This window comes from Bacillus sp. SIMBA_031, from assembly GCF_046535225.1.
Classification (GTDB): Bacteria; Bacillota; Bacilli; order Bacillales; family Bacillaceae; genus Bacillus; species Bacillus velezensis.
Map to the genome: position 1 here is coordinate 794,240 of NZ_JAWRXC010000001.1, position 11,645 is coordinate 805,884.

An 11,645-nucleotide genomic window follows, 5' to 3' on the forward strand; every position below is an offset into this window, starting at 1 on the left:
ATGTCTCTGAAAGGGAAAAGAATCGGATTCGGATTAACCGGCTCGCATTGCACATATGAGGAAGTTTTTCCGCAAATAGAGGCGCTTATCAGTCAAGGAGCTGAAGTCCGGCCGGTCGTGACGTCAACCGTTCAATCGACCGATACCCGCTTTGGGGAGGGGGGAGATTGGGTCAGAAAAATTGAAGAAGCAACAGGCTTTGAGGTGATTGATTCCATCGTAAAAGCGGAGCCTCTCGGGCCGAAACTTCCGCTCGACTGCATGGTCATCGCCCCCTTAACCGGAAATTCAATGAGCAAACTCGCAAATGCGATGACTGACAGCCCTGTCCTTATGGCTGCGAAAGCCACGATCCGCAACGGCCGCCCGGTCGTGCTCGGAATTTCGACAAACGACGGACTCGGTTTAAACGGAACGAATTTAATGAGGCTGATGTCCGCAAAAAACATATATTTCATCCCGTTCGGCCAGGACGACCACGTGAAAAAACCGACATCGCTCGTCGCCAGAATGGATCTCCTTCCGATTACGGTAGAAAAAGCTCTTTTGCACCAGCAGGTTCAGCCGGTGCTCGTACACCATCATGAATAAAATATCAAGATGACAGAAAATCATTCCGGAATAAAAAAATTCGGTCAATCCGTGACTATTCTATGGTAAAATAAAACGTAAAATGCAAAGTCAATTCAACAAATGATGCTTAATTGGCGGAAGGAGTTTTACAGATGGGAAGAGGATTACACGTAGCAGTTGTCGGAGCGACGGGAGCCGTAGGACAGCAAATGCTGAAAACACTGGAAGACAGAAACTTTGAAATCGAAACACTCACACTACTATCCTCAAAGCGTTCTGCTGGTACGAAAGTAACGTTTAAAGGCGAAGAATATACAGTGCAGGAAGCTGTTCCGGAAAGCTTCGAAGGCGTTCATATCGCGTTATTCAGCGCCGGCGGAAGCGTATCACAAAGCTTGGCGCCGGAGGCTGTAAAACGGGGAGCCATCGTGATTGACAATACCAGCGCATTCCGGATGGACGAAAATACACCGCTCGTGGTGCCTGAGGTGAACGAAGGTGATCTGCACAAACATAACGGCATTATCGCCAACCCTAACTGTTCAACGATTCAGATGGTGGCTGCGCTTGAACCGATCCGCAAAGCGTACGGTTTGAATAAAGTCATTGTATCTACTTACCAAGCTGTGTCCGGGGCCGGCAATGAAGCGGCGAAGGAATTGTACAGCCAGACAAAGGCGATTTTAAACAATGAACCCGCAGAACCGTCCATTATGCCGGTTAAAGGCGACAAAAAGCATTATCAAATCGCATTTAACGCCATTCCGCAAATTGATAAATTCCAAGACAACGGCTATACGTTTGAGGAAATGAAAATGATTAATGAAACGAAAAAAATCATGCATATGCCGAAGCTGGAAGTGGCTGCGACATGTGTCAGACTGCCGATTGAAACAGGGCACTCAGAATCTGTTTACATTGAGCTTGACCGTGATGACGCAACCGTTGAAGATATTAAACAGCTTTTAAAAGAAGCTCCGGGTGTTACGCTTCAGGATGATCCGGCGGAGCAGCTTTACCCGATGCCTGCTGATTGCGTCGGCAAACGCGATGTATTTGTAGGAAGAATCCGTAAAGATTTGGACAGAGCAAACGGTTTTCATTTGTGGGTTGTTTCTGATAACCTGTTAAAAGGCGCCGCTTGGAACTCAGTCCAAATCGCGGAAAGCCTGCAAAAACTGAACCTCGTATAAAACAAACGTATTTTCTATAGGCGAACAGAAGAGAGTAAGGCTCTGCCTGCTCTCTTCTGTTACGTCAGACTAATTTGGAGTGAAAATAGTGAAGATCATTGTTCAAAAATTCGGCGGAACATCCGTAAAAGATGACAAAGGCCGCAAGCTTGCGCTAGCACACATTAAAGATGCCATCAGTGAAGGTTATAAAGTTGTCGTTGTCGTATCGGCGATGGGAAGAAAAGGAGACCCGTACGCGACAGATTCTTTAATCGGGCTCCTTTACGGCAGCCAGTCCGACATTTCTCCGAGAGAGCAGGATATGCTTCTGTCTTGCGGAGAAACGATTTCGTCCGTTGTTTTTTCCAGCATGCTGAAGGAAAACGGCATAAAAGCCGCAGCTTTAACAGGAGCCCAGGCCGGCTTTTTAACCAATGCCCAGCATACTGACGCCAAAATTATAGAAATGAGAACAGAGCGGCTTTTCGCTGCACTCGCCAGCCATGACGCTGTCGTTGTCGCAGGATTTCAGGGAGCGACTGAAAAAGGCGACACGACGACGATCGGCAGAGGAGGAAGCGATACTTCAGCAGCGGCGCTCGGCGCGGCGGTAGATGCTGAGTTTATCGACATTTTTACGGACGTGGAAGGCGTTATGACAGCCGATCCGAGAATCGTGGAAAATGCTAAGCCGCTTCCGAACGTCACATATACGGAAATCTGCAACCTTGCCTATCAAGGCGCGAAAGTCATTCATCCGCGCGCGGTGGAAATCGCCATGCAGGCAAAGGTGCCCATTCGCGTGCGCTCCACTTATTCAAAAGACAAAGGCACTTTGGTGACGTCCCATCATTCGTCTAACATCGGCAGCGATGTATTCGAACGGCTGATTACAGGGATCGCCCATGTGAAAGATGTGACGCAATTTAAGGTTCCCGCCAAAATGGGGCAATACAACGTTCAGACTGAAGTCTTTAAAGCAATGGCAAATGCCGGAATCAGCGTAGATTTCTTTAACATTACGCCGAGTGAAATCGTATATACCGTGGCCGGCAGTAAAACGGAAGCCGCGCGCAGCATTTTGGCTGAATTAGGATATGAGCCGACAGTGACGGAGAGCTGTGCGAAAGTGTCAGCGGTCGGCGCCGGGATAATGGGTGTTCCGGGTGTCACGTCAAAAATCGTCTCCGCACTTTCTGATAAAGGCATTCCGATTCTGCAATCTGCGGACAGCCATACGACGATCTGGGTGCTCGTTCATGAAAAAGATATGGTAACGGCCGTAAATGCGCTGCATGAAGTGTTTGAACTTTCAAAGTAAATGTGATTGAATCATGATGAGGTGAAAAAAATGAATGTCGGAAATATATCTACAGCGATGATTACCCCCTTTGACAGTAAAGGGAATGTAGACTTTCAAAAACTGTCTACATTAATCGACTATTTGTTGAAAAACGGTACGGATTCTTTAGTCGTCGCAGGCACGACCGGCGAATCTCCGACACTTTCAACGGAAGAAAAAATTGCACTCTTTGAATTTACAGTCAAAGAAGTGAACGGACGCGTGCCTGTTATTGCGGGTACGGGAAGCAACAATACGAAAGACTCCATTAAACTGACAAAAAAAGCTGAAGAAGCCGGTGTCGATTGCGTTATGCTTGTCACGCCGTATTATAATAAGCCTTCCCAAGAGGGTATGTACCGTCATTTTAAAGCCATTGCGGAAGAAACGTCTCTTCCTGTGATGCTTTACAACGTGCCGGGCAGAACGGTCGCTTCGCTTGCGCCGGAAACGGCCATCAGACTTGCGGAGATTCCGAATATCTCTGCGATTAAAGAAGCGAGCGGCGATCTTGATGCCATTACGAAAATCATTGCCGAAACACCGGAAGATTTTTACGTCTATTCAGGTGATGACGGGTTAACGCTTCCTATTCTCGCAGTCGGCGGAAGAGGAGTCGTGTCAGTGGCCAGCCATATCGTAGGTTCTGACATGCAGCAGATGATTAAAAACTATACAAACGGGCAGACGGCAACCGCAGCGCTGATTCATCAGAAGCTTCTGCCGATCATGAAGGAGCTCTTTAAAGCGCCTAATCCGGCTCCGGTCAAAACGGCGCTACAGCTGAAAGGCCTTGATGTCGGATCTGTGCGTCTTCCTCTTATCCCGCTGAATGAAGATGAACGTCTGAGCCTGAGCAGCGTCATCAGCGAACTGTAAGAAAAAATTTATACAGTTAAAATACGCGGTCATTCTCATTTTTATCGTGAGTTTGACCGTTTTGTATACATATTGGTTTTCCCTAAACCTTCCGCTTCTTCTTGTTTTCTAAAATTGATATCAGTTATAATAGGAACAAGTGATGATGGACGGGTATGAGACTAGGAGGATACAGATTTTGAAAAAGAAAAATACAGAAAACGTCAGAATTATCGCCCTTGGCGGCGTTGGAGAAATTGGGAAGAACCTATATGTCATTGAAATTGACTCAGACATATTTGTAGTGGATGCAGGGCTGATGCACCCTGAAAATGAAATGCTCGGTATTGATGTCGTCATTCCGGATATTTCCTACTTAGTAGAACGGGCTGACCGCGTGAAGGCCATCTTTCTGACACACGGGCACGATGAAAACATCGGGGGCGTCTTTTATTTATTGAACAAGCTGTCGGTGCCGGTATACGGAACGAAGCTTACGCTTGCATTACTGAGAGAAAAACTCAAGCAGTACGGGCATAATCGAAAAGCTGATTTGCGTGAAGTTCACTCTAAATCAGTCATTACATTTGAAACAACGAAAGTATCGTTCTTTAAAACGATTCACAGTATTCCGGATTCAGTGGGAGTCAGCTTCAAAACATCACTTGGCTCTATTGTATGCACGGGAGACTTCAAATTTGACCAGACGCCTGCTTATCACCAATCATGTGATATTGGCGAAATTGCCAAAATCGGAAACAGCGGCGTGCTCGCCCTGCTTTCTGACAGCGCCAATGCGGAGCGCCCGGGATATACTCCGTCAGAAGCATATGTAAGCGGTGAAATTGCCGATGCGATGAACAATTCAGAAAACCGGGTCATCATTGCTGTATTCGCGTCTAATATCAATCGGATCCAGCAAGTGATACAGGCTGCCGTCCAGAACGGCCGCAAACTTGCAATCGCCGGAAAAAATCTGCAAAACGTGCTTCAGCTGGGGCGCAAGCTCGGCTATATTGAAGCCGAAGATGAAATGTTTATTCCTGTGCAGGATGTGAAAAAATATCCGAAGCGGGAAGTGGCAATTGTTACAGCCGGAAGCCATGGTGAGCCGCTGGCCGCTCTTACGCGGATGGCCAAGCAGGCGCACAAGCAGCTTAACATTGAAGAAGGAGACACCGTTGTCATTGCATCAACACCGATTCCGGGGCATGAATTGATATATTCCAAAACCGTCAACCTGCTTGCCCGCGCCGGCGCTCAAGTCATTTTCGCCCAAAAACGCGTGCATGTGTCCGGTCACGGTTCGCAGGAAGAATTGAAACTCATGCTTAATTTGCTGAAACCGAAATATTTAATTCCGGTTAACGGTGAATTCAGAATGCAAAAAGCGCATTCCAAAATCGCAGAAGAGATCGGCATGAAACGCAGCGACATTTTCTTGATTGAAAAAGGTGACGTCGTTGAATTCCGCGGACAGAATGTAAAAATCGGGGATAAAGTCACGTACGGAAACGTTCTGATTGACGGCCTCGGTGTCGGCGACATCGGCAACATCGTGCTGAGAGACCGCCGCTTATTATCACAAGACGGCATTCTCATCGTCGTAATTTCACTCGATAAGCAGAAAAAGAACCTCGTATCAGGTCCTGAGATCATTACGCGCGGTTTCGTATATGTCAGAGAATCAGAAGGTTTAATTGTACAAGCTACTGAGCTCGTCCGCTCTATCGTGACTGAAGCGACGGAAACATCTGCCGTAGAATGGTCCACGCTGAAACAGGCAATGCGTGATGCGCTGAATCAATTCCTTTATGAAAAAACAAAACGCAAGCCGATGATCATTCCGATCATTATGGAAGTATAATGTATACACAGCCGGAGCGCATGATGCTCCGGCTGTGTTTTTGTTCATGTCCCGGATGGAAATCATCATCTTTGTTCATAATACAAAGAGACATTCGGAAAGGGTGAAAGATAAAATGGATCATCGTATGGAAAACACCGAAGAACAGCAGCCCGAAAAATCAGATGCGAAAGACAGCATTATGAGCAAAATTCAGCAGCTGGGAGAGACATCTCTGCCGCAAATGTCCCAAGATACTAATATTCACTGCCTGACGATCATCGGCCAAATTGAGGGGCACGTCCAGCTCCCGCCGCAAAATAAAACAACCAAATATGAACACGTCATTCCGCAAATCGTCGCGATTGAGCAAAATCCGAAAATCGAAGGACTTCTGATCATCTTAAACACCGTCGGAGGCGATGTGGAAGCGGGGCTTGCGATTGCGGAAATGCTCGCATCCTTATCAAAACCGACCGTCTCAATCGTACTCGGCGGGGGACACTCGATAGGTGTGCCGATCGCCGTGTCATGTGATCATAGTTTTATCGCGGAAACAGCGACTATGACCATACACCCCGTTCGGCTTACAGGTCTGGTTATCGGCGTTCCGCAAACATTTGAATACCTGGATAAAATGCAGGAGCGGGTCGTCAACTTTGTGACCCATCATTCAAATATTTCCGAAGAAAAATTCAAAGAGCTGATGTTTTCAAAAGGAAACTTAACCAGGGACATCGGAACGAACGTAGTCGGCAAAGATGCGGCTGATTACGGATTAATTGATGCCGTGGGCGGCGTCGGACAGGCGATAAAAAAGCTGAATCAGCTGATTGAGGAACGAAAGGGCGAGGAAGGAAGGATGATTCAATGATCCTTTATACCGTCATGCCCCAAGAAGTCGTTTACGGTCAGGATATAGAGCAAAGCGTGCATGAACAGGTAGATTACGCCGGTGTGCCGCTGCTAGTTGAGATGAAGGGAAATGAAGCCGAAGTCGTACAGATTTTAAGTACGAACCCGATGGATTTTCTGAATCCGGACATCGCTCCGGGACAAAAAATCAAGCTGAAAATCTAACCGGCATTCAGTCCGTTTCTCGGGGGCAAAATATGCTATAATAGGGGAATCCTACAGAAAAATGCAGCCGGTAAAAGGCTGCTTTTCTTCATGATGTATGATTTTACATTTTTTAACGCAGTAAGGTGATGAGTGTGGCAAAGAAAAAACGGAAATCTAAAAAGAAACAAGAGAGTAAGCTCAATCTAAAATACGAACTAAGCGGACTGCTCTGTGTTGCAATCTCAATTATTGCTGTTTTGCAGCTCGGCGTTGTGGGACAGACATTTGTGTACTTGTTCCGTTTTTTTGCCGGAGAGTGGTTTATTTTATGCTTAATTGCGCTCTTCCTTCTCGGAATTTCGCTGTTTTGGAAAAAGAAGAGTCCAAGCCTTTTAACGAGAAGAAAGGCAGGGTTGTACTGTATTATCGCCAGTATATTGCTGCTGTCTCACGTGCAGCTCTTTAAAAATCTGTCTCATCACGGGTCGATTCGGTCGGCAAGTGTCATCGGCAACACGTGGGAGCTGTTTATGATTGACATGAAACAGCAGGCTGCTTCCCCTGATTTGGGCGGCGGCATGATCGGCGCGGTACTGTTTGCCGCTTCCCACTTTCTATTTGCATCAACGGGTTCACAAATCATGGCGATCGTGCTGATCTTAATGGGGCTGATTCTTGTAACAGGGCGTTCACTGCAGGAAACGCTCAAAAAGTGGACGAGCCCCGTCGGCCGGTTTATCCGCGGCCAGTGGCAGGCATTTCTTGAGGATATGAAGACGGTCAGAACGAATATGTCTTCGCCGAAAACAAAAACAAAATCGGGCAAAAAACAAAAACGGGTTCAAAAGAAAAAAGAAGAGCCTGAACCGGAGGAAGAGGATGAGGAAATTATTTCGCCGATCATCCATTCAGAGCCGATTATTTCAAGCTTTTCAGACCGTCAGGAAGAGCCCGCCGAACCGCTGATTCCGGAAAAAACGCAGGAGACGGCACAAGCGCCAAAAGATGAGCCTTCCGGCGGCGCTCAAGACAGTGCCGAAACGGCTGCGGCTCCGCCGATGACGTTTACAGAGCTTGAAAATAAAGATTATCAAATGCCTTCATTGGACATACTGGCTGACCCGAAACATACCGGCCAGCAGACCGATAAGAAAAACATTTACGAGAATGCAAGAAAACTCGAACGGACTTTTCAAAGTTTCGGCGTAAAGGCGAAAGTGACGCAGGTTCATCTCGGTCCGGCGGTCACAAAATATGAAGTGTATCCGGACGTCGGGGTCAAAGTCAGTAAAATCGTGAATCTGAGCGATGACCTCGCGCTCGCGCTTGCCGCGAAGGATATCCGGATCGAAGCGCCGATTCCGGGTAAATCGGCAATCGGCATCGAGGTGCCCAATGCTGAAGTTGCGATGGTTTCGTTAAAAGAGGTGCTTGAATCCAAGCTCAATGACAAGCCGGACGCGAAGCTTCTGATCGGCTTGGGACGAAATATTTCCGGGGAAGCCGTGCTTGCCGAACTGAACAAAATGCCCCACCTGCTCGTAGCGGGGGCAACGGGAAGCGGAAAAAGCGTCTGTGTCAACGGTATTATTACGAGCATTCTGATGAGGGCCAAACCGCATGAAGTGAAGATGATGATGATTGACCCGAAAATGGTTGAACTGAATGTGTATAACGGCATTCCTCATCTGCTTGCGCCGGTCGTGACAGATCCGAAAAAGGCCTCGCAGGCTTTGAAAAAGGTCGTCAATGAGATGGAGCGCCGCTATGAGCTGTTCTCCCATACGGGTACGAGAAATATAGAAGGCTATAACGATCATATTAAGCGGTCAAATGCCGAAGAAGAAGTCAAGCAGCCTGAGCTGCCGTACATCGTCGTCATCGTTGACGAGCTTGCCGATCTGATGATGGTCGCTTCTTCCGACGTGGAAGATTCAATTACGAGACTTTCACAGATGGCGCGGGCGGCGGGAATTCATTTGATTATCGCGACACAGAGGCCTTCAGTTGACGTTATTACCGGTGTTATTAAAGCCAACATTCCATCAAGAATTGCCTTCAGTGTCTCATCTCAGACCGATTCACGGACAATTTTAGACATGGGCGGCGCTGAAAAGCTTCTGGGGCGCGGAGACATGCTGTTTCTGCCTGTAGGCGCAAATAAGCCGGTGCGTGTGCAAGGGGCATTCTTATCCGATGAAGAGGTTGAGCATGTCGTCGATCATGTCATTACGCAGCAAAAAGCGCAGTATCAAGAAGAGATGATTCCGGAAGAAGTTTCGGAAACACACAGTGAAGTAACGGATGATCTCTATGACGAAGCGGTCGATTTGATTATCGGCATGCAGACGGCATCAGTCTCCATGCTTCAAAGGCGGTTCAGAATCGGATATACGAGAGCTGCCCGTCTGATTGACGCAATGGAGGAACGGGGCGTCGTCGGGCCGTATGAAGGAAGCAAACCGAGGGAAGTACTATTATCTAAGGAACAATATGATGAGCTCTCTTCTTAAAAAGGAGAGAGTTTTCACTGAAAATGATATCACCAAAATCATTCCTATTTATTTTTTTATTAAAACATGATATAGTTGTCCCAATTGTTCAATAATTTATGAAAGTGGTTTACGGAGGGGAAACATGTCTACAAAAGCTGACAATCGTCACTTGTATCTAAAAGTGATTGAGCGAATCAAAGAGGATATACAAAACGGAATTTACACCGAAAAGGAAAAGCTTCCTTCTGAATTTGAGCTTTCAAAATCAATGGGTGTCAGCCGGGCAACTCTGCGTGAAGCTTTGCGTATCCTTGAAGAGGAGCATGTGATTATCAGAAGGCACGGTGTGGGCACTTTCGTCCATACAAAACCGCTGTTTCTTTCAGGTATTGAACAGCTCAACAGCGTGACGAAAACGATTCAGCAGGCGAACATGGTGCCGGGTACAATTTTTTTGTCGTCTCAGGTCATCACGCCGTCTGATGAAGATATCGCTAGATTCCGGCTTGAGCCTGAGCAGGAGCTTTTTTATTTGGAACGCGTGAGAACGGCAAGCGGCACTCCGGTCGTTTACTGTTTAGATACGATTCCGATGCACATTCTGCCGAATTCTTTCTGTCATGAACAGGAGTCTATTTTTGATCTTTTGGAAAAAAACTCCGGGTCTGTGATCAGCTATGCCGTTGCTGATATCGAACCGATCGGATATCACGATACGATTTCACCGGTTTTGGAATGCGAGCCGGAGACGGCGCTTTTATTGCTGAAGCAAACCCACTATAATCAGAATGATGAACCTGTGCTGTATTCATTAAATTATTTCCGGGCTGATAAGTTCAGTTTTCATGTTGTAAGAAAACGTTTTTAAGACAGACGCGTCATGTGTCTGTTTTTTTATTTGCCGTTTCAGTACATACTTTGTTTTCTGCAAGGCACAATAAAACAGGAAACAACCAAGTATAGTGAATGGGTGAATAAGTTGAGTAAGAAGAAAAATGGAACGAAAAATATCATTGCTCTGGCTTCTGTACCGCTCGTGATGACACTCGGGAATTCCATGCTGATTCCTGTGCTTCCGATGATTGAAAAGAAGCTGTCCATATCGTCTTTTCAAGTGTCGTTAATTATAACGGTCTATTCGATTGTGGCGATTATTTGTATTCCGATTGCCGGATATTTGTCCGATAAATTCGGAAGAAAAAAGGTTCTTCTGCCTTGTCTTCTCATAGCCGGTGCGGGCGGAGCGCTTGCTGCGATAGCTTCCACCGCGTTCAAGCATCCTTATCCCATTATCTTGGCGGGACGGGTGCTGCAGGGAATCGGTTCGGCAGGGGCGGCTCCTGTAGTGATGCCGTTTATCGGTGATTTATTCAAAGGGGATGATGAGCGGATTACCGCGGGGCTCGGCGACATTGAGACGTCTAACACTGCCGGGAAAGTAATAAGCCCGATTCTCGGGTCGCTCTTGGCTGCATGGTTTTGGTTTATGCCGTTTTGGTTCATTCCGTTTTTTTCGCTCATCAGTTTTTTTCTCGTATTGTTTTTGGTGGCAAAGCCGGAGGAACAAAAAGAAGCGCCTTCTATTTCCGAATTTGTGAAAAATGTCGGCCGCATATTTAAGCGTGACGGACGCTGGCTCTTTACGGTTTTTATCATCGGCTGCGTGATTATGTTTTTGCTGTTCGGGGTTCTTTTTTATTTATCAGACTCACTCGAGAAGAAATACGGAATTGACGGTGTGGCTAAAGGAGCGCTTTTGGCAATCCCGCTTTTATTTCTATCCGTCAGTTCATATATATCAGGCAGAAAAATCGGAAAAGACCAAGGCAAAATGAAGTTTTGCATCGTTTTCGGAATGAGTGCCGTGACACTGTCGTTTATCGGCCTATGGTGGAATCACAGTTTTTATTTATTATTTATCTTTTTGTGTGTCAGCGGTATCGGTATCGGAATGGCATTGCCGGCTTTAGACGCTGTCATCACAGAAGGCGTAGACAACGAGGAATCGGGAACCATCACCTCATTTTATAACAGCATGCGGTTTATCGGAGTAGCGGCGGGACCGCCGATCTTTGCTGCGCTGATGTCAAATGCAGGCTGGCTGATTTTTATTTTATCCGCTTTTTGCGGCATTGTGTCTGTATTTTTAGCGCTGTTAAATATCTCATCACAAGCAAAAGAAAAAAAGGAATCATTAAAGACGGTGTAATCTGCACTGTCTTTTTTTATTTTATTATGAAGATTGACATGATACCGTCAAGTCGTTATCCTTTTTAATAGTTAAACATTTTAAC

Annotated in this window: 10 protein-coding genes; all 10 read left to right on the forward strand. The window is 46.5% G+C overall.

Annotation, left to right across the window (positions count from 1 at the left end):
* The 10 genes from dpaB to bcbE all read left to right on the forward strand — a co-directional run bounded on the left by dpaB (position 1) and on the right by bcbE (position 11,560).
* Entirely contained in the window at positions 1 to 591 is a 591-nt protein-coding gene (gene dpaB / locus SB724_RS03970) for a dipicolinate synthase subunit B (protein ID WP_410570151.1), read from the forward strand.
* Positions 592 to 725: 134 nt separating this feature from the next.
* The gene (gene asd / locus SB724_RS03975; protein WP_038458044.1) at positions 726 to 1,766 is read left to right on the forward strand and encodes an aspartate-semialdehyde dehydrogenase; all 1,041 of its coding nucleotides are present in this window, start codon (positions 726 to 728) and stop codon (positions 1,764 to 1,766) included.
* Between the two features lie 88 nt (positions 1,767 to 1,854).
* Complete coding sequence (gene dapG, locus SB724_RS03980; RefSeq protein ID WP_044801436.1) at positions 1,855 to 3,069, forward strand: aspartate kinase; 1,215 nt, start codon at positions 1,855 to 1,857, stop codon at positions 3,067 to 3,069.
* A 30-nt stretch (positions 3,070 to 3,099) separates the two neighbouring features.
* Positions 3,100 to 3,969, forward strand: a complete 870-nt coding sequence (dapA, locus tag SB724_RS03985; protein ID WP_003154166.1) for a 4-hydroxy-tetrahydrodipicolinate synthase — start codon at positions 3,100 to 3,102, stop codon at positions 3,967 to 3,969.
* Between the two features lie 178 nt (positions 3,970 to 4,147).
* On the forward strand, positions 4,148 to 5,815 hold the full coding sequence (gene rnjB / locus SB724_RS03990; protein WP_032874933.1) for a ribonuclease J2: 1,668 nt from the start codon (positions 4,148 to 4,150) through the stop codon (positions 5,813 to 5,815).
* Between the two features lie 115 nt (positions 5,816 to 5,930).
* Positions 5,931 to 6,668: a ClpP family protease gene (locus SB724_RS03995; RefSeq protein WP_003154162.1), complete on the forward strand. Its 738-nt coding sequence runs from the start codon at positions 5,931 to 5,933 to the stop codon at positions 6,666 to 6,668.
* The gene (locus SB724_RS04000; RefSeq protein WP_003154161.1) at positions 6,665 to 6,874 is read left to right on the forward strand and encodes a YlzJ-like family protein; all 210 of its coding nucleotides are present in this window, start codon (positions 6,665 to 6,667) and stop codon (positions 6,872 to 6,874) included. The genes SB724_RS03995 and SB724_RS04000 overlap by 4 nt, the downstream gene beginning before the upstream one ends.
* A 134-nt stretch (positions 6,875 to 7,008) precedes the next feature.
* Positions 7,009 to 9,369, forward strand: a complete 2,361-nt coding sequence (locus tag SB724_RS04005) for an FtsK/SpoIIIE family DNA translocase (RefSeq protein WP_410570154.1) — start codon at positions 7,009 to 7,011, stop codon at positions 9,367 to 9,369.
* Between the two features lie 124 nt (positions 9,370 to 9,493).
* Positions 9,494 to 10,219 (forward strand): GntR family transcriptional regulator, encoded by a 726-nt coding sequence (locus SB724_RS04010; RefSeq protein WP_007409813.1) that lies wholly within the window; start codon positions 9,494 to 9,496, stop codon positions 10,217 to 10,219.
* Positions 10,220 to 10,330: 111 nt separating this feature from the next.
* Positions 10,331 to 11,560, forward strand: a complete 1,230-nt coding sequence (gene bcbE / locus SB724_RS04015) for a bacillibactin exporter BcbE (RefSeq protein ID WP_017417794.1) — start codon at positions 10,331 to 10,333, stop codon at positions 11,558 to 11,560.
* Positions 11,561 to 11,645 lie beyond the last annotated feature (85 nt).

What these genes read in the sequence shown, in the direction of transcription:
- SB724_RS04000 (WP_003154161.1), top strand. Translation starts at nt 6,665, where the DNA reads ATGATCCTTTATACCGTCATGCCCCAAGAAGTCGTTTACGGTCAGGAT.
- dpaB (WP_410570151.1), top strand. Translation starts at nt 1, where the DNA reads ATGTCTCTGAAAGGGAAAAGAATCGGATTCGGATTAACCGGCTCGCAT.
- asd (WP_038458044.1), top strand. Translation starts at nt 726, where the DNA reads ATGGGAAGAGGATTACACGTAGCAGTTGTCGGAGCGACGGGAGCCGTA.
- SB724_RS03995 (WP_003154162.1), top strand. Translation starts at nt 5,931, where the DNA reads ATGGATCATCGTATGGAAAACACCGAAGAACAGCAGCCCGAAAAATCA.
- SB724_RS04010 (WP_007409813.1), top strand. Translation starts at nt 9,494, where the DNA reads ATGTCTACAAAAGCTGACAATCGTCACTTGTATCTAAAAGTGATTGAG.
- dapA (WP_003154166.1), top strand. Translation starts at nt 3,100, where the DNA reads ATGAATGTCGGAAATATATCTACAGCGATGATTACCCCCTTTGACAGT.